General features: G+C 72.8%; 12 protein-coding genes. 4 read left to right on the forward strand and 8 right to left on the reverse strand.

Features of this window, described 5'->3' with window-relative positions:
• Positions 1-30: 30 nt before the first annotated feature.
• The 3 genes from OWM54_RS12820 to OWM54_RS12830 all read right to left on the reverse strand — a co-directional run bounded on the left by OWM54_RS12820 (position 31) and on the right by OWM54_RS12830 (position 12,185).
• A complete protein-coding gene (locus tag OWM54_RS12820) occupies positions 31-6,579 on the reverse strand; it encodes a hypothetical protein (protein WP_267697700.1) in 6,549 nt (2,182 codons plus the stop codon).
• Between the two features lie 15 nt (positions 6,580-6,594).
• Positions 6,595-8,988: a replication restart helicase PriA gene (gene priA / locus OWM54_RS12825; protein WP_223784871.1), complete on the reverse strand. Its 2,394-nt coding sequence runs from the start codon at positions 8,986-8,988 to the stop codon at positions 6,595-6,597.
• Between the two features lie 170 nt (positions 8,989-9,158).
• The gene (locus OWM54_RS12830; RefSeq protein WP_223746443.1) at positions 9,159-12,185 is read right to left on the reverse strand and encodes a sensor histidine kinase; all 3,027 of its coding nucleotides are present in this window, start codon (positions 12,183-12,185) and stop codon (positions 9,159-9,161) included.
• Positions 12,186-12,531: 346 nt separating this feature from the next.
• On the opposite strand from OWM54_RS12830, the gene OWM54_RS12835 reads away from it, so the two are divergent.
• Complete coding sequence (locus tag OWM54_RS12835) at positions 12,532-13,203, forward strand: GNAT family N-acetyltransferase (protein ID WP_223746442.1); 672 nt, start codon at positions 12,532-12,534, stop codon at positions 13,201-13,203.
• Between the two features lie 266 nt (positions 13,204-13,469).
• On the opposite strand, the gene OWM54_RS12840 is transcribed toward OWM54_RS12835, so the two are convergent.
• The 3 genes from OWM54_RS12840 to galU all read right to left on the reverse strand — a co-directional run bounded on the left by OWM54_RS12840 (position 13,470) and on the right by galU (position 15,914).
• Positions 13,470-14,099 carry a glutathione S-transferase family protein gene (locus tag OWM54_RS12840; protein ID WP_141332251.1) on the reverse strand — a complete coding sequence of 210 codons (630 nt, stop codon included), beginning with the start codon at positions 14,097-14,099 and terminating at the stop codon, positions 13,470-13,472.
• A gap of 160 nt (positions 14,100-14,259) precedes the next feature.
• Positions 14,260-15,015, reverse strand: coding sequence for a hypothetical protein (locus OWM54_RS12845; RefSeq protein WP_223784868.1), 756 nt, complete (start codon positions 15,013-15,015; stop codon positions 14,260-14,262).
• Positions 15,012-15,914, reverse strand: a complete 903-nt coding sequence (galU, locus tag OWM54_RS12850) for a UTP--glucose-1-phosphate uridylyltransferase GalU (RefSeq protein ID WP_223746440.1) — start codon at positions 15,912-15,914, stop codon at positions 15,012-15,014. Before galU ends, OWM54_RS12845 begins: the two co-directional genes overlap by 4 nt.
• Positions 15,915-15,974: 60 nt before the next feature.
• Here galU and OWM54_RS12855 point away from each other — a divergent pair, with 60 nt between their 5' ends.
• Positions 15,975-16,826, forward strand: a complete 852-nt coding sequence (locus OWM54_RS12855) for a hypothetical protein (RefSeq protein WP_223746439.1) — start codon at positions 15,975-15,977, stop codon at positions 16,824-16,826.
• Positions 16,827-16,830: 4 nt separating this feature from the next.
• Here the strand turns inward: OWM54_RS12855 and OWM54_RS12860 are convergent, their stop codons facing one another.
• Complete coding sequence (locus tag OWM54_RS12860; RefSeq protein ID WP_267697701.1) at positions 16,831-22,632, reverse strand: hypothetical protein; 5,802 nt, start codon at positions 22,630-22,632, stop codon at positions 16,831-16,833.
• A 22-nt stretch (positions 22,633-22,654) separates the two neighbouring features.
• Between OWM54_RS12860 and OWM54_RS12865 the strand changes: the two genes are divergently transcribed.
• A complete protein-coding gene (locus OWM54_RS12865; RefSeq protein WP_267697702.1) occupies positions 22,655-23,674 on the forward strand; it encodes a glycosyltransferase in 1,020 nt (339 codons plus the stop codon).
• A gap of 6 nt (positions 23,675-23,680) precedes the next feature.
• Here OWM54_RS12865 and OWM54_RS12870 read toward each other — a convergent pair whose 3' ends face one another.
• The gene (locus OWM54_RS12870) at positions 23,681-24,604 is read right to left on the reverse strand and encodes an RluA family pseudouridine synthase (RefSeq protein ID WP_223784864.1); all 924 of its coding nucleotides are present in this window, start codon (positions 24,602-24,604) and stop codon (positions 23,681-23,683) included.
• Between the two features lie 139 nt (positions 24,605-24,743).
• Here OWM54_RS12870 and OWM54_RS12875 point away from each other — a divergent pair, with 139 nt between their 5' ends.
• Positions 24,744-26,258 carry a peptidase M3 gene (locus OWM54_RS12875; protein ID WP_267697703.1) on the forward strand — a complete coding sequence of 505 codons (1,515 nt, stop codon included), beginning with the start codon at positions 24,744-24,746 and terminating at the stop codon, positions 26,256-26,258.
• The last annotated feature ends 5 nt before the right edge of the window (positions 26,259-26,263 follow it).

The following is a 26,263-nucleotide window of genomic DNA, read 5'->3' on the forward strand; positions in this document are numbered from 1 at the left end:
CCTCCCTTCGCGCAGGACGTCCACCCCACGTCAGTCGAGCAGGCTCCGTGCATACTCGGCGCGCAGTCGGTCATCCCCCAGGGCCTGGGCCGCCTCGGACAACACGCTGCGAATCTGCTGCGCGCGGTGCTGGAGGGCCGGGTCCGGATGACCCGCGAAGCGCAGGGGGTGGAACTCGGCGGTGAGCAGCTCGTAGGCCCGCTTGACCTCCTCACCGCCCGCCGTGCGCGCCAGCCCCAGCACGGTGAAGTAGTCCGCGTCTTGAATCTCCTCGAACTTCGACTCCAGCCGGCGCACGTCAAGCTCGGGAGGCAGCTCGTCGGAGTCCTCGGTGCTCGCGGGCTGGAGGGTGATGAGGCCCAGCGTCCTCGCCACGGAGAGGGCCTTCAGCGCCGAGTCCTGGGGCAGCCCCGCCCCGAGCAGCAGCGCCTCCAGCGTGTGCTCGCCGTCCACCTGGGAGAGCAGCTGCAGGTCCCTGGCGGGCAGGCCGAAGTCGTCGGGCGCGAGGTGCAGGTCGCCACGGGTGACGCGGGCGCGCAGGCTGCCGGCGGCCTCGAGCAGGGACTCGGCGGTCAGCGTGTTGCGCAGGGACTCGGCCAGGAGGAACAGGGGCGGCCGGGTGGCGGCGGCGAGCGCCACCTCGTGTGGCACCGGCTCCTGGACCAGTCGGTACAGCGTGGAGGGCTCGGAGAGGGCGTCGAGGAAGACCTGCTCCGTGTAGCGCTGGACCAGGGGCACGGACTCGGACTCGCGCAGATAGCCGCGTCCCCGGAGCGCGTCGAGCAGCGCGCCGGTGGTGGCGCTGCGCACCAGCCGCAGCTCGCCTTCCTGCCTCGCGTCGATGAGGCCATCCGCGCGGGCGCGGTCGATGAGCGACTCACCGGGAGCCGATGAGACGGCGCCCACGAGCAGGCCGTCTCGCAGCCACAGCACGCGCAGCGCGTTCATCACCTTCAGCTCCAGGCGCACCTCCATGCGCGCCTCGCAGAGCCGGAGCACCAGTCGGGCGAGACCTTCCTGTGTGACGCTGCCGCTGCGCGAGACCGCGAGCTCCGGACGTCCTGGAGGTGCCTCCAGGGGGAGCAGCGCCGCTCGGGCCTGCGCGGCGGCCTCCTCGGCCTCGCGACGTCCCCGCTCCTCGAGCTCCAGTCGCTCCTGCTCGGCGCGGACACGCTCCTCCGCGGAGTCCTTCTCCAGGCGGGCCTTCTCCTCGCGCAGCGCCTCCAGGGCCGCGCGGGCCTCCTCGTGCTCCGTGCGCAGGCGCGCGAGCTCCGCGTCCGTCTGCTCGAGCTGTCCCTGAAGCTGGGTGGCGCGGGCCTCGGCGGCGCTCAACGCCAGGGCCTGTTCCTCGATGCGCGTCTCCACGGCGGCGCGCTGACGGGCTTCCGCCTCCAGACGCACTTCCAGGGCGGTGCGGTGACGGCCCTCCGTCTTGGCTCGCGCCTCCGCGTCGACCAGGGCCTGCTCCGCCTTTCGGGCGCGGGCCTCGGCGTCCGCGCGGACCTCGGCCTCGGCGGCGGCTCGCGCGTCCGCCTCCGCTCGCTGACGGGCCTCTGCTTCCGCTCGCGTCTCCGCGACGACTCGCTGCTTCGCGTCCGTGTCCGCTCGGGCCTCGGCTTCGGCGCGCTGACGGGCCTCCGACTCGGCGAGCGCCTGGGCCTGCTTCGTCTCGGATTCGGTTTCCTCGCGCCGCTTCGCCTCGGCTTCGATTCGGGCCTCGGCCTCCTCGCGCAGCTCCACCTCGAACGCGGCCTCGGCTTCGGCGTCCTCACGCCGCTTCACCTCGGCTTCGATTCGGGCCTCGAGTTCCGCGCGCTGTCTTGCCTCGGCCTCCGCCCTCGCTTCGGCTTCCTGGCGCTGCTTCGCTTCGGACTCGGCTCGCGCCTCCGCGTCCTTGCGCTGCGACTCCTCAATCTCCGCACGGGCCTCGGCTTCCTTGCGCTGCTTCTCCTCGGCCTTGGCGCGAGCCTCGAGCTCCTTGCGCTGCGACTCCTCAATCTCCGCGCGGGCCTCGGCCTCCTTGCGCTGATTCTCCTCGGCCTTGGCGCGAGCCTCGAGTTCCTTGCGCCGTGATTCCTCGGCCTTGGCGCGGGCTTCGAGGTCCTTGCGCTGCTTCTCCTCGGCATTGGCGCGCGCTTCGAGGTCCTTGCGCTGCTTCTCCTCGGCCTTGGCTCGGGCCTCGAGGTCCTTGCGCTGCTTCTCCTCGGCCTTGGCGCGCGCTTCGAGGTCCTTGCGCTGTTTCTCCTCGGCCTTGGCTCGGGCTTCGAGCTCCTTGCGCTGTTTCTCCTCGGCCTTGGCTCGGGCTTCGAGGTCCTTGCGCTGCTTCGCTTCGGATTCGGCTCTCGCTTCCGCCTCTTCGCGGCGCTTCGCTTCGGATTCGGCTCTCGCTTCCGCCTCTTCGCGGCGCTTGGCTTCAGCCTCGGCGCGTGCGGTGGCTTCCTCTCGCTGCTTCTCCTCGAGTTCCGCTCGCGCCTCGGCCTCCTCGCGCGCCTTGGCTTCCGCTTCCGCTCGGGCTTCGGCCTCTTCACGAAGCTTCGTCTCGGCCTCGACCTTCGCTTCGGCTTCGGCGCGAGCCTGCTCCTGGGCTTCGGCCCGGGCTTCCGCCTCTTCGCGCGACTGGGCCTCCTGCGCGAAGCGCTCTCGTGCCTCGGACGAGGCTTGGGTCTCCAGTTGCGTGAGCGCCTGGACCTCGGCCCTGGCGCGCGCCTCCGCCTCCTGGCGCGCCTTGGCTTCCGCTTCCGCTCGCGCCTCGGCTTCGCTCCTCGCTCGCGACTCCAGCTCCGCCTGGGCTTCCGCTTCCGCGCGAGCCCTCGACTCCGCCCTCGCTCGAGAGTCCGATTCGAGCCGGGCCGCATCCGCGACCTCCGCCCGGGCCTCGGCCTCTGCTCGGGCCAGGGCCTCCGCACCCGCCCTCGCCTCCGCTTCGACGAGCGCCACTTCCGCGGACTTCACTCGTGCCTCGAGCGCCTGTCTCGCACGGACCTCCGCCTCGGCTCGCGCCTCCGCGTCGACACGGCCCGCGGCCTCGTCCTCGAGGCGGAGCTCGACCTCCTTCATCGCCTGCGCCGACGCGGCCTCTCGCGTTTCAGACTCCGCGAGCTTCGCCTCCAGCTCCACGAGCCGGGCCTGCGCCTCCGCCCGGGCGAGCGACTCACGGTCGGCGCGCTCCTGCGCATCATCCCGGGCGATGAGCGCCTCGCGGACCTCCGCCTCCGCGCGCGCCAGGGACTCGGCCGACTGCTTCGCCTGCTCGCGCGCCTCCGACGTCGAGGTCTCCAACAACGCGCGCAGCTCGATGAAGTCCTGCTCTCGCGACTCGATGCGTCCGAGCGTCGCCTTCGCGGCCTCGTCCACGGAGGCCCGCGCGCGCGCCTCGGCTTCCGCGAGCGCCTCCGCCTCCACCAGTCGCGCCTGGAGCTTCGCGAGCTCCGTGCGCAGGGTCTCCGCCTCCGAGCCACTGCGCACACCCTGCTCGGACTCACGCTGGCGAAGCAGCTCCAGCTCGGCCTCGAGCTCCCGCCGCGCACGAGCCTCCCGCGCGAGCGCCGCCGCGTTCTCGTCTTCTCTCGCTCGGGCTTCCTGGAACTGCTGGTCCACCTCCGCCAGCAACGTCGCGTCGCCAGAGCGCTCCTCCTCGAGGACCTCGAGCCGCGTCTGGAGCGATTGGAGCTGCTCCGTCTGTCGGTCTCGCGCGGTCTCCGCGTCCACGCGCAGCGCGGCTTCGCGGTCCAGGATGGTGCGCAGGGACTCGCTCAGCTCGCGGGCCTCCTGGGCCTGTCGCCCGGTCTCCTGGCGAAGCGCGCGCTCCTCATCCAACGCGGCCTTCAGCGCGTGGACCCGCTCGTGCGCTTCCTCCAACTGGCGCTCGAACTCCTCCCAGCGCGCGCGCAGGGTCGGGTCGTCCACGGTGCTCGCCGACACCGCGTCCGCGGTCTGCTCCGGCGCGGTTCCGACGGAGGGCTCATTCGGCCCGGGCTCGTCGGGAGAGGCGGTCCTCGCGGTCGCATCCGGAGACTCCGTGTCGGCGTCGAACCACCCTTCGCTCGCGGAGGGCAGCGTCGAAGCAGGCAGCTCGGGCTCCGCGTCGAACCAACCGGAGGAGGCCTCGGGCTCTTCGGGAGACGCGACGGCTCGCGCGTCCGCATCCACTCCCGACGCGGTGGGGTCGGAGGGCTCGACCGTGTCAGCCCAGCCCGCGGCGACGTCCGCCATCGAGGTGTCGGCGTTGGCTCCCGCCGTCCCCCAGCTCACCGCCACGCCGGATGCCGAGGCGTCCGCCCTGGCGCGGGTCCAATCGTCGACGTCCCCCGGCTCCGACTCTCCGAGGGCAGAGGGTGGAGTCGTGGACTCGGCCGACTCCGGTGCATCACCGGAGGGCTCCGGATGCGCTGCTTCCGTCGTGCCCTCTCGAGTGTCGAGGGCGGGCGCCTCGAGGTCGCTGCCGCTCGAGGCCGTGACGTCCGGAGGCGACTGCTTCTCGTCGGACTCGGAGTCGAACCAGTCCTCGCCCACCTGTCGGTTGTTGACGGACTCGGGGGGCGTGCTCGCGGAGTCTTCGTCCTCGGCCCGGACCTTGGCTTGGAGGTCGGCCTCCAACACGTCCCAGGGCGAGGCAGGCAAGGCCTCTTCTTCTTCGCCTGTCGCTTCGGCGGAGGGCTCGGTTGAAGGTGCATCCGCGCTCGCGTCGATGTGCGCGGGCAGGGTCGGTTCATCCGACGTCGTGAAGCCCTTCGCGGCGTTCTCGACCTCGGGGTCGGGCGGAAGCTCGGTCCAGGCAGACGCGTCGACCGGCTCGGGTACGCGTTGCTCGGCATCACGCATCGCGGCCAGCTCCGCCTCGGCCGCCGAGAGCGCATCGCCTTGTGGCGCGGGAGCGTCGACGTCGAAGAAGCCTTCCTCACCGAGCTGCGGCGACTGGGTCTCGGGCCGAGTGGCGGCGGAGACGGGCTCCTCCGTCCAGGCGAGCTTGCCCACCGGCAACGGGGCTTCGTCCCCCGCCGAGGACGCGGCGGACCACTCCGCGGAGACGGCCCCCGTGTCGGAACCACTCACGCCATACAGCACGGTCGCTGGACCGCCTGAGGCGCCACTCGTGCTCCCGGCGTCTGACGCGGGAGGCCCGAAGCCAGCCGAGAACGTGTCGTCTCCCGCGCCCTCCCCCATCGCGGCGGGGCTCGGAGGCACTCCGTACGCCGTGTCGGTTCCCTCCGCGAGAGGAGCATCCGCGCCGTCGGCAGTTTGCGCGTCAGCGGGTGACGTCGTGGCTGCCGTGAAGTGGGCCTCCGCGGACTGGGACGACGTGGCATCGAACGCCCCCTGTTCCGCGGGCTCGCTCGTCCACTCGTCGCCGATGGACGCGTCGTCAGCGCCCTCGCCCAGGAGGTCGCCGCGCTCGTCGGTGACGGCTCCCGTCCACGGCGCGTCGCCGTACACGCGGGTGTCTCTTCCGACACGAGCCACGCCTGGCGGTGTTCCCCATGCATCGGCGCCGTAGTCATCCGACGCCTCTCCCTGCTCGGGAGCGACACCTGTCCAATCCGTGCCGTCGTTCGTGCTCACGGAGTCCAGGCCCGGTGCGGTGCCGTGCTCCGGAGTCCCCTCCGTCATTCCATCGCCACCGTAGGCGTCCGCGCCCGAAGGCGTGCCCTGTTCCGCCGCGTCGTCGAACCAGGTCTGCGGACCGTGGGCTGCTTCCGGATTCGAAGCAGGGGCCGTTTCCTGCTCGGTCCATTCAGCGTTCTCCGTCGCCGGAGCCTCGCCCTCCCACGACGGTGCATCCGCCTGGGGCCCCGCGGCGCCATCGCCCGGAAACGCGGACTCGCCCTCGCCCCGGAACACCTCGTCCGCGGGCAGCGCGCTCTCGTCGAACGCGCCCTCCCCCGCCACCGCCGCGCCCCAGTCCTCGCCGCCTCCCGCCAACGCGGTCTGCGCCGAGGCCAGCACCGCGGCCTCCTCCTCCTGCTGCACCTTCTCCAGCGTCGACTGCACGTCGAGCGGCGCGCGCCGAGCCTGCTCCTCGTGCTCGCTGCGCTCCTCGCGCGTCATCGCCGCCAGCTCCCAGTCCGTCTGGTGCAGCGGCGCCAGGTCGCCGAACAGCGCGTTCGCCAGCGTCGGGTCCCCACCCACCGCGGACCCGGGCGCCGTGGCGTGCCACGTCTCCGCGTCCTCCGCCCCCTTCGCCTCGGGCATCCCCGGCAGGCTCCGGTTCTCCAGCACATGCCACGCGTCCGCCGCCGACGGCGCGCGGATGAGCGAGTCCACCAGCTCCACGAAGCTCGTCCCATCCAACGGCAGCGGCGCCACCGGCGCGCTGAACCCCGCGATGGGCTCGCCCAACAACAGCACCCGGGCCACCTTGCCGTCCGGATGCTGGAGCAGCTCCTCCAGCACCAGCCGACCCCGGCCGCTCTCCACGCCAGGAGCCAGCACGATGAGCGCCGGCAGGTGATGCCCGTAGGCGATGAGCGCATCCGCGGCGGAGGTCGCGAGGATGACCTCGTGCCCCTCACGGGTGAGCAGACGCCGCACTGCGGCGATGGTGGCGATGTCGTCGTGGACGAGGAGGACCGGTGCGCCCATGGGGGGGCACCGAGTCTACAGCATGGCCCCCGGATCCACGTCGAGGACGACCTTCACCGCGGAAGGAACGTCGGCCAGGGCCGTCTCCACCCTGGCGAGCAGCGGGGCGAGCGCCACATGTGTCGGCCCCTTCAAGAGCAGCTGCCAGCGCGTCTTCCCCCGGATTCTGGCGATGGGCGCCACGGCCGGCCCCAACAGCCGCACCCCCGCCGACGCCGGGGGCATGTTCCGGGAGACGAGGTTGCCCAGGTGCCGGGCCACGCTGGCCACCTGCTCCGGGTGCTCCCCCTCCAGTCGAATCGAGGCCATGCGCGCGAAGGGCGGATACGCCAACGCCTTGCGCCACTCCAGCTCCTGCTGGGCGAACCCGTCGAAGTCGTGCGCCAGCACCCGCTTCACCGGCTCCGCGTCCGGATTGTAGGTCTGCACCAGCACCCGCCCCGGGTCCTTGCCCCGCCCCGCCCGCCCCGCCACCTGGGTCAACAGGTGGAAGGTCCGCTCGGCGGCTCGGAAGTCGGGAATGGCCAGGGACGTGTCCGCCATGACGACACACACCAGCGTCACGCCCGGGAAGTCGTGCCCCTTGGCCACCATCTGCGTGCCCACCAGCACGTCCAGCTCCCGGCGGGCGAACGAGGCCAGCAGCTCCGTCAGCCGCTCCGCGCTGGTGGCCGAGTCCCGGTCCAGCCGCGCCACCCGCGCGTTCGGGATGCGCTCGACGACCTCCGCCTCCACCCGCTCCGTGCCGATGCCCAGCCTCAGGATGGGGCCCGTGCACTCCAGGCACCGCTCGGGCACGGGCATCGTCAGCCCGCAGTAGTGGCACACCACCCGGTTCTGCGAGCGGTGGTGCGTCAGGCACACGTCGCACGAGGTGCACTTGAGCGACAGGCCGCACACCTCGCACAGGAGCACCGTGCTGTGGCCCCGGCGGTTCAGGAACAGGATGACCTGCTGGCCCTTGGCGAGCGTCTCCTCCATGGCCTGCAGCAGCGGCGGGCTCAGGATGGGCGCCTCCTCCGTCACGATGCCCTCGCGGGGGCGCTCCTGACGCAGGTCCACCAGCTCGATGGAGGGCATGGGCCGGTCATCCACCCGCCGCTTCAGCTCGAGCAGCCGGTAGCGCCCCTTCTTGACGTTCTCCAGCGTCTCCAGCGCCGGCGTGGCCGAGCCCAGCACCACCACCGCGCTGGCCTGCTTGCCGCGCACGACGGCCAAATCGCGCGCCTGGTAGCGCAGGCTGTCGTCCTGCTTGAAGGACGGGTCGTGCTCCTCGTCCACGACGATGAGCCCCAGGTTCTCCACCGGGGCGAACACCGCCGAGCGCACGCCCACCGCAATCTTCACCTCGCCCCGACGCAGGGCCTGCCAGTGGAACAGCCGCTCGCGGTCCTTCAGCGCCGAGTGCAGCACCGCCACCTCCGCGCCGAAGCGGCTGCGGAAGCGGCCCACCAGCTGCGGCGTCAGGGCAATCTCCGGCACGAGGATGAGGCTGCTCTTGCCCAGGGACAGCGCGTGCTCGGCCGCGCGCAGGTACACCTCCGTCTTGCCGCTGCCCGTCACGCCGTGCAGGAGGAAGGGCTGGAACGCGCCCGCGTCCAGGGCGCCGCGCAGCTGCTCACCGGCGGCGGCCTGCTCGGGGGTGAGGCGGTCGGGGCGGCCCTGAATCAGCCCCTCCTTCACGCCCGCCTCCAGCTTCTTCTCCTCGATGCGCACGAGGCCCTTGGTGGCCAGGCTCTTGAGGTGCGCTCTCGCGCCGGGAATCGCGTGGCTCACCTCCTCCAGCGGGGCGCTGCCGCCCACGGCCAAGAGGTACGCGAGCGCGGCGGACTGGGCATGCGCGCGCGCGAGCGCCGCGGGCACCTCGTTGACGAGCGCCACCGCGAACTGCTGCACATCCGGCTGGGCCTCCTTGCCGTCCACGGGCTTGGACAACCCCGGGGGCAGCGCGCCGCGGATGACCTCGCCCAGGGGGTAGCGGTAGTGCTCGGCCGCGAAGCGCAGGAGCGCGATGAGGTCCTTGGGCAAGGACGGCGAGTCCTCCAGCACGCGCTGGATGGGCTTGAGCCGGACCTTCTCGCCCAGCGTCACGGTGGAGGGGCCCAGGTAGAAGCCGAGCGCGGTGCCTCGACCGAAGGGCACGAGCACGCGCTGCCCCGGGGCCAGGTTCCCCAGGAGGGCCTCCGGCACGGAGTAGGTGAATTCACCCCGGACGGGGCGGGCCACGGCGACGGAGGCCAGGACGGGAGGGTGCTCGCTCACTGCGAACGCCACTGTAGCGGCCTGTTCCGGTTGGGACAGTTCCCGGCGACGTCTCGCACCCAAGGTACGCAGCGGGATGGAACCCCTGGTGGAGGCCTCCTCCGCGTCGTCCGCCGTCGGCTCGTCCCACAACGGTCGCTGTTCCATGGCGCTCCCTTCGACCCACCGCCCCTGCCCCGTCCGTCCTGCTACCGGGGTCCACAGTGCCAGGGCTGTCTGACATGGGCGTCCCGAGGGACGTGGGCCGTCCGGCGCCAGCGCGTGCTCGCCCACCACCCGTCCGGGCGTGCGAGCCGTCCGACTCCGGCACGCGGACCTCAGCGCCGACCGAGCCGAGGCACCAGTCGCCGCAGTCCCTCCAGTGGCCGGCGCAGATAGGCGCGCTGGGCTTGCACCACGACCTGGATTTCGGTCCCGCGTCCCTCGCCGCTGATGATGTCGAGCCGGCCGCCGACCTTCTCTGCGCGCTCGCGCATGCCGCGCAAGCCCCAGTGCCCGGCGCGTCCGCCCCGCTCCAGCGTGGCCACGTCGATGCCTCGGCCGTCGTCACGCACGCACAGCCGCAGCTCGGGGTGCTCGAACAGCAGGCTCACCTCGACCTCGCGCGCCTGGGAGTGCACGAACGCGTTGCCGATGGCCTCGCGGCCGATGCGATAGAGCTCGTCCGCGACCAGGGGCTCCAGCGTGCGCGCCTCGCCCCGCACCACCATGCGCAGCCGGGGCCCCTCCCGCTCGTCGAGCTCCCGCGCCAGGGACGTGAAGGCCTCGGCCAGGTCGTCCTTGCTCGCGGAGGTGTCCCGCAGGGAGCTCACCCGGTCCCGACCCTCCGTCAGCACGGAGTCCGCGCGGTCCAACGCGGACTCGAGCCCGAGCCGCGCATCCCCCGCTGGAAGACTCGACGTCACCACGTGCACGTTGAGCACGAGCCCCTGGATGCCCTGCAGCAGGGTGTCGTGCAGCTCCCGGGCGATGCGCTCGCGCTCCGCGTGGCGCTCCTCCAGGCGCAACCGCAAGCGCTGCGTCACGCGCCACATCCGCAGCGCGTACAGCAGCCACAGGAGCCCCGCGCCCCCGACGACACACAGCACCGCGAACGCGCGCGTCTGGAAGAAGGTCGGCGCGATGTCGACCTCGAGCGACGCGCCCTGCTCGTTCCAGACGCCGTCCTCGTTGGCCGCCATCACCTGGAAGCGATAGTGGCCCGGCCCCAGGTTGGTGTACGTCGCCTCGCGCCGGGCGCCCGCGTCCTTCCAGCCGTCATCCACGCCTTCGAGCCGGTAGCGGAAGGTGACCCGCTCCGGCATCCCCAGGCTCAGCGCCGTGTAGGCGATGCGCAGCTCGCGTGTGCGCGGCGGGAGCGCCAGTCGCGCGGTGCCCGCGTACGACGTCTCGCCGGAGGACACGGAGCGAATCATGACCGGCGGGGGCAAGGCGTTGCGCTCGATGCGGCGCGGGTCCATCCAGCCCAGGCCGTTGACGGCGGCGAACCAGAGCCGACCGTCTGCTCCCCGCACCAGCGTGGGCAACGGGCGGATCTGCTGCGCGCCGCCGGGCATGCCGTCGTTCATGTCGAAGCGCTCGACGGGCATCACGAAGTCCGGCTCCGCCAGCGCGCGGCGCAGGTCCTCCGCGGCGATGCGCGCGCCACCCGCCTGGCCGTTGAGCCACAGTGCTCCGTCGTCCGTCTTCACCAGGCCGGTGAGGCCCGTCAGCACCTCGGCCTGCGTCGCCTTCAGCATCCGGAAGCGCGCGCCGTCGAACGCGGCCAGCCCCAGCGCGCCGCCCACCAGCGTGGTCTCTCCAGGGAGGATGGCCGTCACCGTGCCGGTGCGCAGGCCCTGTGCCTCGGTGAAGGAGCGCACGTGCGCGCCCTCGAGGATGACGACCTGGTTGGAGCTGTAGCCGAACCACAGGCGGCCCTGGTCATCCAGCACCGCGCGCGCGGGCGGCAGGTCCGGCAGCGCGGCGAGGCCCCCCTTCGGCGTCCAGGTCTCCCCATCCAGCCGGTACACCGTCGAGGCGCGGAAGGACACCCACAGCCGGCCCTCGGCGTCGCGCACGATGGCCTGGATGCGCTGTTCCTCTTCCTGCTCGGGGCGGGAGAGGGTCTCCACGTGGCCGGTCTCCGGGTCGAAGCGCCAGAAGCCCGACGAGCCGCCCAGGAGCAGGCGCCCGTCCGAGTCCAGCAAGGTGGCGGTCATCTCCCCTTCGATGCCGGGCACGCGGACCGGGGACGCCTCCAACCGCCACCAGAAGTCGGTGTTGCGCACCCGCATGGCGGAGCCCGACCACACGCGGCCCTGACGGTCCGCCACGAGCGCGAAGTAGCTCGTATGCGTGGGGAAGCGCAGGGTGGCGACGTCATTGCGCCGGAAGCGGTCCACGCCGAGCTGGGTGCCGACCCAGACGTTGCCCTCGCGGTCCCGGAACAGCGTCATGGCCGCGTCCGACGAGAGCCCCTCGCGAGCGCCGAAGACATCGGTCGCCTCGGTGCGCCGGACGAACCGCCCCCCTTCGAAGGGCTTCGCGACCCGGCAGATACCGCCTTGCGGACACCCGACGAGCCAGTTGGAGCCATCCCGGTCGAAGACGGAAATCACCGCGTGGCTGCTCCACGCCTCGGCTGGGACGTGGGCCGAAGGCGCTGGAAAGCCAGGTCCTCGCAGGGGGCTGGCGCCGCGCTCGTCGTACCGCCAGAAGCTCCCATCGTGGCCCAGGACCAGGGAATGCAAGGTGGGGCCGTCGTGCTCCACGCGCTCGAAGCGACGGGTCCCGGGTCGCAGCACGTACACGCCGCTCGAGCCCACCATCCACAACGCGCCGCTCACGTCCTGGAGGCTGTCGGACCATTCATCCTCCGGCAGCCCCCAGCGAGCGTCCGCACGCGACCAGCCGCCCGCCTCGAAGACATGCAGCCCCTGGGGCGTGTGGGCCCAGGCACGCCCGTCGCCGTCCTCGTCGAAGGACTCCACGGGCTTGCCCTCGGGCAGCCCGCCCGGGGCGAAGTGGCGCACCTCGCCGCCCGCCCCGAGGACACTCGCGCCGCCGAAGGAGTAGCCGACCCAGAGGTCTCCGTTGCGAAGGGCGTGAAGCACACCCACCGAGCGCGACGCGAGGCTCCCCTCGGGCAGCAGGTCGTGGCGCTCGAAGTGGACGCCGTCGAAGCGATACAGCCCCGAGGCCGTCCCCAACCACAGCCAGCCATCGCGCGTCTGCGCCATGGCCCAGACTCCGGCGGGCGCGCCATCCTTCTGGGTCCACGCCGTGTGATGGAAGTCCTGGAGCGTGGCGTTCCGAGGCGCCTGGGCCCACGCCACCGACGAGGTCAGGACGAGCGCGAGCACGAGCCCACGGAGTCGTCCGCTCCTGTCATCGCATCGCGCCGGCCCGGGGGTGGCCTGGCCCCCGTCACATCGTGGTCGAACACCCATCGGGGCGCACCATAGAACGAGTCCCCACCCCGGCCAGGGCCCACGTGACGCGAGGGCTCCGACGTGAAGCCGGTCGGTTCGCCCGCGACCTGGCTGGCACGAAGGCGAGCGTGTCACCAGGTGCTCGGCGGAGGCCCTGGGTGGTGAGGCTCGCTCCAGGGATGGCGCACCGCGGAGGCGCCTGACTTCAGAGCAGGCGGACGGCACGAGCGGGATGACGGACCCGCGCAGGGTGAGCCCGGGCTACAGTCCCTGACGCATGAGCGTGGGCATCGAGAGCCTGGGGCCGGAGCTGTTGGGACAGGTGGGCCCGATGTGCGCGCGTGCCTTCGATGACTACCCGTTCCTCGCGGAGCTCTTCCCCGGCCCCTCCGAGCGCCGGGCGCGGGTGTCGGCCGAGTTCTATCGGGCCACCGTGGAGGACTGCCTCGCGCACGGCGTGGTGCATGCCACCGTCGCGGACGGGCAGCTCACGGGCGTGGCGGCGTGGTTGAGTCCGGGCGGCTTCCCCCAGTCACTCGGGCGGCAGGCCATCTTCCTGCCCACGGTCTGGGCCGGACTGCGGTACTTCCCAGGGCGCGCGCGGCTGGCCCTCCAGGCGCTGGCGAGGCTGGAGCGATACCACCCGCACACGCCGCCCCACTGGTACCTGGCCACCATCGCCGTGGACCCGGCGCACCAGGGCAAGGGCGTGGGCGCGCGGTTGATGCGCGCGGGGCTGGCGCTGGCCGAGGAGACCCGCGCGCCGTGCTTCCTGGAGACGGCCAAGGCCTCCAACCGCGACTGGTATCAGGGCTTCGGCTTCGACCTGCAGCGCACCGAGCCCTGCTTCGACGGCGGCCCGCCGCAGTGGTTCATGTGGCGCCCCGCGCCCGCGCACGAGGCGCCCCGAGCTGACTCCGACGTCGCCCGGCGCACCTCGGGGGCATAGCAGGACGCACCCGCGAGCATCTCGCGCGAGGTGGCGGTCCGCCGACGAGCGACACACCACTGCATGCGCGAAGCACGTCGAGCGAGGGACCTCGCCCGCGCGAGAGGGGGCTCCCGACAAACGCCGCACCGCCACACGCGCGGCACCGGGCTCGCCGCTCATCCGTCCACGGCCGTCGGGCCCGATGCGAAGCCGCGCGACAGCACCTCCCGCTCAAAGCCCACGGGACCGCGCTCACGGGCGAGCACGGCCCCGTCGCCGCTCGGCTACGCTCCGGTCACCTTGCGCCACGCGGGGCGGCCGCTGATGCGCTCCCACCACGCGGCCACGTGCTTGTGCTCGGCCAGCAGGGCCTTCTCCTCGTCGAAGGTGAGGAAGAACGTCAGGTCCGGCAGCCACGCCACCTCCGCGAGCGAGAAGCTGTCACCCGCGAGGAACGGCTGCTTCGCCAGCACCGGGTCGAGGATGGCGAACACCTTCGCCACGCCCTGACGCCCCTCGGCCACGCGGGCCTCGTCCACCGGGCCGCCGCCCATGTGCGGCTTGAAGAGCCGCTCCCACGACACCTTGAAGGCCGAGGGAGAGAAGTAGCACTGCTCCACGCTGAGGTACTGCTCCATCAAGCCGTAGGCCTTCGGCGCCGCGGGCGTGAGCGACGGCCCCGGCAGCACGCGGTCCAGGTAGCGGATGATGGCGCGCGACTCGTACAGCATGAAGCCGTCATCGTCCTCGAGCGTCGGGATGACGCCGAACGGATGCCGCGCGAAATGCGCCGGCGACTTGTGCTCGCCCTTCGTCAGGTCGACGAGCACGAGCTCCGCCTCGCGCCCCTTCTCCGCCAGCGTGGCGAGGACCTTGCGCGTACAGGTGCTCAGCGGATGGCCAAAGACCTTCATGTGCGTTCCTCCGTCAGTGGGCCGGCGGACAGCGACCGGACGGGCGTGACTCTTCAACGCGCCACCGGAACGTCGCAAGCGAGTCGCAAGGAACACCCGGCACCGCCCTCGCGCCTCGCCGTGACGCGTCAACGTCTCCGGCGAGGGGAGCGGTGTCGCACTACGGCGTGAAGAGCTTGTCGGGCACGGTGGCCCGGGTGTCGCCCTTCAGCGCGGTGAAGCGCACGGCGCGCTGGTCTCCACGCCACACCTCGATGGTGCGCGGCATGGCCTCACCCACCGCGGGCGAGTTGTAGTCGAGGAAGCGCACGTCCCAGGCCACCTTCGCCGCGTCCGTGTAGCGCAGCCGCGCGGGGCGGAACGAGTCCTTGTACACCCAGAACTGGGGACGATTCTCCCCCTGCTCGCCGAGCACGTACGTCACCTCTCCGCTGAAGCGCGCCAGGCCCGTGCGCGTCGTGTCGACGCCCAGCCCCTGCAGGTACTGCTGCACGGACTCCTTGAGCTGCTGCACGGGGCCGCCGCCCGCGGCGAACAGCGGGCACACCTGCGCGACGAGCACCGACAGGGACGCAATCTCGTTGCCCTCCAGCCGGCGACGCCCCGCCACCTGCACCACCGCGGAGCGCGAGTTGCCATCCGGCACGGACGCCTCGAAGCGGCAGCGCCCCGGCATGCGCAGGTACAGCACGCCGTCTCCCTGCACGTCGGGGCGGTCCGTCGCCGCGCCCAGCGCGGCGCCAGCCTCCTTCACTGCGGGACCCAGGAAGCTCAGCGAGCCCTCCACGCGCAGCCCGGACAGCTTGAGCTCGTCGCGCTCGGTCACCATGCGCCGGAGGATGGAGCCCCCGGGCAGCACGTAGGCGAAAGCGGTGAAGGACAGCAGGACTGCGACGAGTGCGACGATGCGCTTCACGGCTTCTCCGTCTTCACGACCTCACGCATGTACTCGAGCAGCCCGCCCCGCAGGTCGGGGCGCTTGAGCGCGTAGGCGATGTTCGCCTTGAGGTACCCCACCTTGTCGCCCGCGTCATAGCGCTGACCCTTGAATTTGTAGCCCAAGAGACCGTGCGACTGCTGCAGCGTGGCCAGACCGTCGGTGAGCTGGATTTCCCCGCCGACCCCGGGAGTCTGCTTCTCCAGGATGGGGAAGATCTCCGGCGGCAGCACATAGCGGCCGATGACGGCGAGGTTGGAGGGAGCGGTGCCCTTCTTGGGCTTCTCCACCACGCGGTCGATGCGGATGACGCCGTCGCCCAGGTCCGTGCCCGCGGCGATGCCGTACATGTGCGTCTCGTCGTCGGGCACTTCCATCAGCGCGATGACGGCCTGGTTGTACTTGCGGAACACGCGGGCGAGCTGGCGGATGCCCGGCTCCTCGGCGTCGATCATGTCATCGCCCAGGAGGACGCCGAAGGGCTCGTCACCGATGGCGCTCTTGGCGCAGAGCACCGCGTGGCCCAGGCCCTTGGGCTCCTTCTGGCGGATGCTGACCACGCGCACCAGGTCCGCGATGGCGCGCAGCTTGTCGGCGTCCGCCGTCTTGCCGCGGGCGCGCAGGGTGGTCTCCAGCTCGAAGCCGATGTCGAAGTGGTCCTCGATGGCGCCCTTGCCGCGGCCATTGATGAGGACGACATCCTCGATGCCGGCGGACACGGCCTCCTCCACGATGTACTGGAGGGTGGGCGTGTCGACGATGGGGAGCATCTCCTTGGGCACCGACTTGGTGGCCGGCAGGAAACGCGTGCCCAGCCCGGCTGCCGGGATGACACACTTGCGGATGAGGGACTCTGCCTTCGGTGTGTTGGCGGACATGAGGGCAGCGAATCTATTGGCGCCCTTCCCCCCCATCAAGCTGGTTAGGATGGCCATCCCATGTCGCTCCGTCCCGTCGTCCTGTTGTTGGCTGTGTGTGTCTCCACCGCCGCTTCCGCCCAGCCCTCCGAGGACCTGAGGGACATCATGAGCGCGCGCGCCTATGGCATGGGGGGCGCGTACCGCGCCCTGGGGTTGGGCACGGAGGCGGTGCTGGGCAACCCCGCCGCCATGGCGCTGTGGCCGGCCTACCGCTTCGAGGGCACGGGCGCGTGGGACACGGCGCTCAAGGAGGGCATGCTCGGCATCTCCGTCATCGACGGGGCCACCAGCAAGCTGGCCATGGGGGTGGACTACCACTGGGTCAGCCTGGGCCGGGGCGGTGCTCGCACCAGCGCGCATCTGAGCTCGCTGGGCGTGGGGTTCCCGCTGACCCCGGGCATCCTGATTGGTGGCGTGGCGCGCTACCTGCGCATGAGCGGCACGGGGCGATATGCCAACTCGGTGACAGTGGACACGGGCGTGCTGATGCGGCTGTCGCAGTCGTTCGTGGCCGGCGTGTCGGGGCACAACCTCATCAACACCGACAACGTGGAGCTGTCGCGCTACTACACGGGCCACATCGGCATCATGTCGGGGATGTTGACGCTGGCCGGTGACGTGCGCGCGGACTTCGAGACGGACGACAAGACGACGCTCACGTACGCGGGTGGGCTGGAGTACCTGATGGGGATGCAGGTGCCGATCCGCGCCGGCTATTCGTATGACGGCTTCACGCGCACGTCGCGGCTGAGCACGGGCCTGGGCTTCATGACGGAGCAGGGCGGCGGGCTGGACATCGCGTACCGGCACGAGCTGGGTGGGGAGAAGAGCCGCATGCTGGCGCTCACCATCCGCCTGCAGGTGAATTGAGGCTTCAGCGCGAGGGGTCGCGCAGCGCGAGATAGCGCTCGGACGCGGCGAAGCGCAGCAGCTCTACCAGCTCCGGGTCCTGGGAGCGGCGGGAGCGAATCACCGTGACGGCGGGGCCCACGCCGCCGCAGGCCACCAGGCCCGCGCGGTTGGCGGAGTCGCGCGCGGCGTCCGCGAGGGCGGAGGCGTTGAAGTCGCGGGTGCCGGGCTCGAGCAGCTCCAGGGTGCGCTCCAGGGCGCGCGGGGACAGCGCATCGCGCACGAGCCGCGCGTCGGCGCTGGAGTCCTTGGGGTCCTTGAGGACGGTGGACAACAGGGCGAGGGCGCGCAGGAGCTGGGCGCCCTTGAGCGCGCGCAGGGCGAGCAGGTCCGGGGAGAGGGACAGGAGGGCGCGGCCGGCGTGGAAGCGCAGCTCGGCGGCGGGCAGGGGCTGGCGGATGGCGGCGCGGCCGACGAGCAGGCGCGGCTTGTCGGTGTGGACGGCGGTGAAGGGCGGGCCGTCGTCGTCGGCGAGCACGAGCTCCGGCAGGTTCATCGCGAGGATGCGCGCGGAGGTGTGGAGTGCGTCGAGGACGGCGGGCGCGCCCGGGCCGGCGACGGCGCGCAGGGGCTCGGAGGCGTCCGCGGCGCGGCCCTGGGCGGGGAACAGGCGGCACAGGGCGATGCCGGCGCAGGCGAGCAGCTCGCCCGAGGCGGTGCGCAGGCCCGGGTGACGCAGGCCCGCGCGCTCGTCGCCGGTGAGGGGTGGACGCTGGAGGCGGGGGGCGGGCGTTTCGCGACCGGCGAGGGCCTCGACGATTTCGCGCATGAGGACGGCGCGGGGGGCGTCGCCTCGGGTGTCGAAGAAGTCGGCGAGCTGCTCGTAGGTGGCGGTGTCGAGCGGGCGCTCGCGGAGCTGGCGGAAGACCTCCGGCTCGGTGTCCGAGGCGGGGGCCGGTTCGGGGACGACGATGGGGTTCTCGCGCGTCTCGGCGGCGCCGACGAGCGGGGCGGCGGGCGGCGGGGGCTTCGCGATGAAGGTGCGGCCCGGCGCGGGGCCGGCGGCGGTGCCCTCGGGGCGGTTGGCGCGGTGGACGCGGCGCACGGGGTCCATGCGGCCCGGCGGGGCTTCCCAGGAGATGATGCGCGTCTCGGGCACGGGCGGAGCGTCGAGGTCCATGGCGCCGCCGCTCATCAGGTCGATGGCCCTGCCACCTCGCGGCTGGGGCTCCGGGGGACGCGCGGGGCTCGGGGCTCGGGGCTTCTCGTCTCGGGGCGCGCGGGGCTGCGGGTCCGCGCGAGGCGCGGGGGCGTTCTCGCCGAAGACGACCGTGGAGCCCGACGGGGCGGGACGCTCCAGCTCCGGACCGAGCGCGGCGAGACTGTCCTCGCGGGGCGCGGGCTTCTCCACGCGAGCGAGGACCGGGGGCGCGGGCTTCTCCGTACGCGCACCGGAGGGCGCAGGCTTCGCGGCGCGGGGCGCGGGGTTCTCCCCGCGAGACGCGTTGCCGGGCGCGGCGCCGGTGGAGAGCGCGGGCTTCTCCGGGCGAGATGCGTTGCCGGGCACGGCGCCGGTGGAGAGCGCGGACTTCTCCGAGCGAGGTGGGTTGCCGGGCGCGGCGCCGGTGGAGAGCGCGGGCTTCTCCGGGCGAGGTGCGTTGCCGGCCGCGGCGCCGGTGGAGAGCGCGGGCTTCTCCGAGCGAGGTGGGTTGCCGTCCGCGATTCCCGCGGACGCAGCAGGTCTCTCCATGCGAGATGCGTTGCCACCAGCGTCTCCCGCGGACGCAGCAGGTCTCTCCGTGCGAGATGCGTTGCCAGGTGCTGCGCCCGCGGATGCAGCTGGCATCTCCGAGCGAGGTGATTTGCCGACTGCGGCTCCTGAGGACGCAGCAGGATTCTCCGGACGAGGTGCGTTGCCAGATGCGGCCCCCGCGGACGCTGCAGGCTTCTCCGTACGAGCTGCATTGCCGGATACAGGCCCTGCCGAGGGCGCCGGCTTCTCCGTGCGAGATGCGTTGTCGGGAGCGGCGCCGGTCGATGGAGCGGACCTCTCATTACGAGGCGCGTTGCCGGATACCGCACCTGCGGAGGGGCCAGGCCTCTCCGTGCGAGATGCGCTGCCGGGTGCCGCACCCCTCTCCGTACGAGGCGCGCTGGCGGGCGCACCACCGCTGGGCAGAAGGCCCCTCTCCGCACGAGATGCATTGCCGGGCGCGACATCGGCGGACGCAACGGGCTTCTCCGCGCGAGGCGCGTTGCCAGCCGCAGCACCCTTCTCCGCACGAGGCGCGCTGGCGGGCGAGACACTCGTGGGCGCATGAGTGCGCGGAGAGGAAGCGTTGGCGGACAGCCCGTCGGCGGGCTGCGCGGACTTCCCACCTCGCGGACCCGGGCTGTTCGTACTCGACGGCGTCGCGACGTCGCCGGGTACGCCCCTCTCGCCCCTGTCACTCGGGCTGTTCGCCCCCGCCGGAAGTGCGGACCTCTCGGCTCGTGGTGCGCCGGAGGGAACGGCAGCGGCGCCCGCCTGCGGCTGTGAAGCGGCTGCCCCGGACGCACCACTCGCCGCCGACGGTCCCGTCGTCCTGTCGCCTCGAGGAGGCGCGATGCTCGTCGCCTCGACGCTCCCTTGTCCCGGAGGGACATTCGGGTCGGAGCTCGAGGTGATCTCCTCGGACAGGTCTCCGCCCGCCGCCACGAGCGACGTCGACTTCGCGGGCGAGGGAGCCAACGGAGACCTCGGCCCACTGGACTCGCGGCGAGGCGTCGCGCTGCGGGGCGGCTCGGGCGGCGGCAGCGCCGCTTCCCGCTCCTCACGCGCCAGCCTCAACCCTTCCGCGCGCCGCGCGTAGACCTGCGCCCGCTCCGCGTTGCCGAGCGACTCGCGCCACAAGCGCGCCAGCCGCTCCCACGTCTGCTCGCGTTCGAGCTCGTCCTCGGTCGCGGTGGCCGCATGCTCCAGCGCCCAGGCCGCCTCGCCCTGGTTGCCACGCGCCCACAACCGCTCCACGAGCAGGAGCCACGCCTCCTTGTGCCCCGGCTCGAAACGCACCGCCTGGCGAAGCTCCCCCAGCGCGGCCTCCATCTCCCCGGCGGCCTCCAACGTGGCCACCAGCTCGAGCCGCGCCTGTCGCGCCGCGGGGCCGCGTGACTCCCGAGCCAGCTGCGCGCGCAGGAGCTTCCCCAGCGACTGCGTGTCCCCCAGCTCGCGCGCGAGCCACAAGAGCCGCTCCCGAGCCTGCTCACTCTCGGGGTTCTCGGCGAGCACCTCACTCCAGGCCCACTGCGCCAGCTGCGAATCACGCAGCTGCTCCTCGGCGGTGCGCGCGAGCACCCGAAGCGCCTCGGCCCGGTCGGGCGTCCGACGCTGCAATCCCGCGAGCACGGTGCGCAGGCGAGACGCCAGGGAGCGTCTCTCTTCGCCCTCGACACAGAGCAGCAGCCCCGCCAGCGCGGGCACCATCCCCGGCACCAGCGCATCCGCGGCCTCGAAGTCCGCACGGGCCTTCTGGAGCTCCCCCATGTGCAGCCAGCGCTCGCCTCGCGTCAGCAGCGCCGTCGCACGCGCCCGCCCGGTCCGCGCTCGCTGGATGGCCTCGTCGAGCGCGCGCCGGACCAGCGAGGCATCATCACGAGAGGACAACAGCCGCACCTGCTCACGAAGCGCGACGCGATCTCCCGTCAGCTCGACGATTTCGCCGTACATGCGCGCGGCGCCCGCGGGGTCCTGGAGCTCGGTCTCCATCACCTCCGCCAGTCGCGTCAGCGCCTCCGCGCGCACCGCCGGGTCCTTCGCCCGGTCCGCGCGCTTCAGGTACAGCTGGGCCAGCTCCTTCCACGCACGACGCGCGATGAACTGGGCCTCCAGCTTCTGGGAGTGCGCCCACTCCTCCGTGTCCTCGCCGTGGACATGCTCGCCCGACCCCGGACGTCCCGAGCGCGGCGGCACCGGGGCGCTGCTGCTTCCCACGGGAGCAGGCGCGGCTCGACCCGCGTTATCGCCACCCGTGGATGCGCGCCCGAGCGCGGCGAGGAGGTCCGCGAGCGGAACCTCCGTCGTCTCCGAGCGCGGAGCGTCCTCGACTCGAGTGGGGCCAGCGCCCCGCGCGGACGGCTCCGTCTCCGCGGGCTGGAGGGCGGGAGGCTCCACAACCGACGGGTTCCCCTTCGGGGGGGCGGGCCGCGGCGCAGCCGGCTCCTCGGACGCGTCGTCCCAGGGAACCGAGAGTGCACCCAGGCGGACCGCGGGCATCTCGACCTGGGTCTTCGCGGGCAGGTCGGTCTCGGAGGGCGGAGCCTCCAGCAGCGGACGCGCGGAGCCCTCGATGGCATCCGTCGAGGAATCATCCGGAGCCCAGTTCCGGCCGATGGCGGCCGAACCGCTCGCTTCAAGAGACTGAGGACCCGACGCGCCTCCAGCGCCCTGCTCCGCGCGAATCAGTTCCGCAGGATTCCTGAACGACGAAGGTGTCTCCGGACGGATGCTCGGAGCCGCGCGCTCGGTCGGACTCGTGCCCGATGAAGTCTCGGCCGCCGCAAAGCCCAGGCCGACGTGTGCTTCGCTTCCTTCCGCCGAGGCCCCGCTCGCCCCTTCGCCAGCAGACGCATCCGCGCGGTCAGCGGCCGGCGCACTGCCGACCGCCGGGGTCGCACTCGACGAAGCATCGGCAGCCGTATCCGTCGGGCCAACATGAGTCGGGAGCCCGACCGCAGGGACCGCGCCCGACGAACCATCGGGAGTCCCTTCGACGGGGACACCGTGCGTCGTGCCCGACTCTTCGCGAGCTTCATCGCCCAGTGGCAGGGCCAGCGCATCGGTACGACTCACACTCGGTTCCGTACTGGCGAGTGGCGAGGCCGCCACCTCCGTCGGCTCACGCGTCTGCGTGTCCTCTCCCGCCGAAGCCCGAACATCCTCTCCCGCACCAGACTCGGAAGACCGACTGGCCGCGCTCGACGCCTCGACCCGCGACACACCCTCGACCGCCGACGCCTCACCCGTCGTCGCCGAAACCCGCGCGTGCGCCACCGGCTCCGTCGGCGTCACCTCCCATGGCACGGCTCCACCACGCGTGCTCTCCCGAGGCTCGCCCTCCAGCGACCGAGCAGCCCCGGAGGTCTCCAATCCCAGGGGCGGTCCCTCCACCTGGAACTCCACCCGCGACAACTCCATCGTCAGCGAGCGCGGCGGCGGCGCCACCGGTGTCACCTTCGGCGCCACGCCCGAGGTGTCCACCACCGTCGCCGCGTGGTAGTCGACCTCGTCCTCCTCCCAGATGGACACGCCCTGCGCGCCCGTCTTCTTCGTCGGCAGCTTCTCCAGCACGCTCCCCACGGGCGCGGCGGCGGGCTTCGTGCTCTTCGCACGGAGCGCCTCCAGGACCCGCCGCGCGCGGCGCTCGTCCGGGAACTCCCACGTCAGCGCGTCGAGCACCGCCACCGCGCGGGTCCCCTGCCCCGTCTTGCGCAACAGGCGCGCGAGCTGTCGGCGCACGGCGAGCCGGACGTCGGCGGACTCGGTGGGCGGCACGGCTTCCAGCAACCCGATGGCAACAGTTTCGGCCCCCGCCAGCCGCCCGAAGCGCACCAGCGCGGCGGCCAGGCGCGGCGTCATCGGCAGGGTGCGGCGGGCGGTCGTCAGCTCCTCGAACGCCCGGGCGGCGGAGCCCTCGCGCAGCCAGCGCGCGGCGGCCCGGAAGTGCCGAGCCACCCCTTCCGCCGCCTCATCCGTCGACCCGACGTCGAGCGTGCCGGCTCGCGGCACCTCCTGTCGGACGGCCGCGGGCTCCGGCGTTCCGGCGCCCTTGCCGTTTCTCACGCCACCCATGGGTGCGGCAGTCTACACAACGATGGCCATCCCGGTTGTCACCGTCCTCCTTCCCGCTCGAAATGCCGAGGCCACCGTGGCCCGCGCCGCCCGGAGCCTGCTCGACGGCACCCTCCAGGACCTCCGGCTGCTGGCCATCGACGACGGCTCCACCGACGCCACCCGCGCCGTCCTGGAGGCCCTGGCCGCCCGGGACTCGCGCCTGGAGGTCCTCACCGGCCAGGGCCGGGGCCTCGTCTCCGCGCTCCACCTGGGCCTCCGGCAAGCCTCCTCCCCCTACGTCGCCCGGATGGACGCCGACGACGAGGCCCTGCCCCGACGCCTCGAGGCCAGCCTCCACGCCCTGGAGGCGGACCCCGGGCTCGCCGGCGTGGGCACCGCCGTGGAGCTCTTCCGGGACGACCAGCCCGTGAGCCCCTCCCTCCAGTCCTATGCGCGGTGGATCAACAGCCTGACCTCCCCCGAGCAGCTCTTCCACGCCCGCTTCATCGAGAGCCCCCTGTGCCACCCGTCCGTCTGCCTGCGCCGCGACGCGCTGACGTCCACCGGCGCCTGGCGGGACGGGGACTTCCCCGAGGACTACGCCCTCTGGTTGGAGCTGCTCGAGCAGGGCCACGCCCTCAAGAACCTGCCCGAGGTCCTCCTGCGCTGGCGCGACAGCCCCGCGCGGCTGACGCGGACGGACCCGCGCTATGGCCTCGAGAGGCTCATGTGGACCAAGGCCCGCTACCTGGTGGCCCGCCGCGGCCCCCTCTCGAAGGCCCGCGTCTGCACGCTCTGGGGCTCGGGCCCGAGCGGCAAGCTCATGACGCGACTCCTCCGTGAGCACGGCGTGGAGGTGCGGCGCTACATCGATGTGCATCCGCGCAAGAAGGGCACCCGGCTCAACGGGATTCCCGTCGTGGGCCCCGAGGAGCTGGGGCCGCCGGGACAGGAGCCGCTCCTCGTCTGCGTCGGCGTGCGCTGGGCCCGCGAGGAGCTGCGTCAGGACCTGGCCCACCTGGGCTGGGTCGAGGGCCGGGACTTCACCTGCGTGGCCTGAGGCGCGCTACTTCTCGGGCACCGCGCCGCTCGGCACCGCGACGCCCGCGAGGGTGAAGAAGCGCAGCAGGTCCTCGGGCACCGGCGCCTCCACCGAGAGCGTCCGCCCCGTGTCCGGATGGGCCAGCTCCAGCGCGTGCGCATGCAACAGGCACCGCGCCGCCTCCGTCCCCGCCGCCCTCGCCGCGCCGCCATAGCGAGCGTCCCCCAGAATCGGTGCCCCCAAGGCCGTCAGGTGCGCGCGCAGCTGATGCGTGCGGCCCGTGTGCGGCAGCAGCTCCACCACGCAGAACTCCGGCCCGGCATACAGCGTGCGGAAGTACGTCAACGCGGGCACCCCGTTGGCGGCCCGGCTCGCCCGCCACCGCCCCGGACGCGACGGGTCCTTGGACAGCGGCAGGTCCACCTTGCCCGACGCGGGCAGCCCCGGCCCCGTGGCCGCCACGTAGCGCTTGCGCGCGCGCCCCTCGCGAAACTCCGCCGCCAGCGCGGACGTCGCCCGCGCCGACTTGCCGAACACCGTCACGCCCGACGTCTCGCGGTCCAACCGGTGCACCAGCCCCGCCTCGCGTCCCAGGTACCGGCTCACCTGGTCCACCAGGTTGCCCCCCACGCGCGCCTCCGTGGGCTGCGCGGGGAGCCCCGCTGGCTTGTCCACCGCGAGCACCTCCGCGTCCTCGTGAAGGACCCGGAACGTGGGGGCCTCCGGCGCCTGGGCCAGCGAGCTCGTCCCACCCTCCTCCAGCACCACCGCCACCACCTGCCCGGACGTCAGCCGCAGCTTCGCGTCGCGGCAGCGCTTGCCGCCCACGTACACGGCGCCCACGTCCACCAGCTCGCGCGCCTGCGCCTCGGGCAGTCCGAGCTCCCCGGCCACCGCCTCCGCCACGGCGCGCCCCGCGCCCTCCACCCGGAATGTCCGACGCTTCACTCGCGGCACCTCACTTCCAGTCCGCTCGCTACAGAAAGGCGCGGCCCACCACAAGGCCCACCCGCCAGGTCCGCGAGCCACCAGGGCCCCTCACCTGTTCCCCCGGGCGAGCGCGTCCCCTGGTAGCTTGCGCGGCCCCATGGACCGCCCCCTTCACTCGGTGCGTACGCGGCTGGACGACTTCCTCGCCGAGCTGGCCACGCTCCAATATCGCCACGGCGCCGGGCTCTCCTCCGAGCCCCCCAGCCTCCACGCCTCCTTCCCCGAGCTGTCCTCCCCGGACACCTTCATCGCCGCCAACGAGGCGCTCGCCAAGGCCCGCGCCAAGGAGGACCCCCTCGCGGTGCGCCGCATCCAGTTGCTGCGCGAGCTGGTGGCCACCCACGTCGAGGAGGCGCTCGCCGCCCGCGCCGCCCGGGCCGTGGCCGACCTCGAGAGCAAGGCGGTGCTCACCGTCGACGACCAGACCTACGCCTTCACGGAGGCCCTCGGCCGCCTCCCCCGCGAGCCCCGCCGCGCGCGCCGCGCCGGCCTGGAGCGCGCCGTGGGCAACTTCCTCTGGGAGCAGCGCGGCCTCTACGGAGACCGCCGCGACGCCGCCCTCCACGCCGCCGAGCGCCTGGGCGCCACCGACTACCCCACGCTGCGCCAGGACGTCACCGGCATCCCCTACGCCGACCTCGCCAAGGCCGCGGACGAGACGCTCCGGCGCACCGAGGACGCGTACCGCGACGTGCTCGCGTACGTGCTCAAGAAGGTGGACCCGCTGCTCAGGCCCCTGCCCGGCGGCGACGCGCGCCGACACGACGTGCAGGCCGCGCTGCTGGCGCCCTGGATGGACGAGCACCTGCGCCGCGAGGACGCGTGGCCCGCCGTGGTGCGCTGGCTGATGGAGTGGGGCTTCACGCCGCACGCGGACGGCCGCATCCGGCTGGACGAGGAGGACCGCCCCGGCAAGTCCTCGCGCCCCTTCGTCGTCACCGTGCGCGTGCCGGACGACGTCCGCCTGGTGCTCCAGCCGCGCGGCGGACTGGACGCGCTGGGCAGCCTGCTCCACGAGCTGGGCCACGCGCAGCACCGCGCGCACGTGTCCGCGACGCTGCCCATGGAGCTGCGCCGCCTGGGCGACGCGGGCATCACCGAGGCCCACGCCGCCGTCTTCGAGCGCCTGCTGCTCTCCCCCGAGTGGCTCAAGCGCTACCTGGGGCTGGGCGCGGTGCTCGCGCGCGACACGGCGAGGCTGGCCGCGTTCCAGGCCCTGGCCGTGCTTCGGCGCCACTGCGCGAAGCTGTCCTACGAGCTGTCCCTGAGCCAGAAGGGCGCATCCACCGAGCGCGCGGACGAGTACGCCGACGGCCAGCGCCGCGCCCTCTTCGCCGAGCCACATCCCGGCTTCTTCCTGTCCGACGTGGACCCGCAGCTCTACGTGGCGCACTACCTGCGAGCGTGGGCGCTGGAGGCCCGGCTCACCGGGCGCCTCACCGAGCGCTTCAACGAGGACTTCTGGCGCAACCCGCCCGCCGCCGCCTGGTTGAAGGGGCTGTACGCGCGGGGTGGAACGGATGACGCGGAGGGACTGGCCACGGAAATCTCGGGCACGCCGCTGGCGCTGCCCGAGGCGGGAGAGCGCCTCGTGGCCATCCTCAACCGGTAGTGGTG

The organism is Myxococcus sp. MISCRS1 (genome assembly GCF_026626605.1).
Taxonomy (GTDB): domain Bacteria; phylum Myxococcota; class Myxococcia; order Myxococcales; family Myxococcaceae; genus Myxococcus; species Myxococcus fulvus.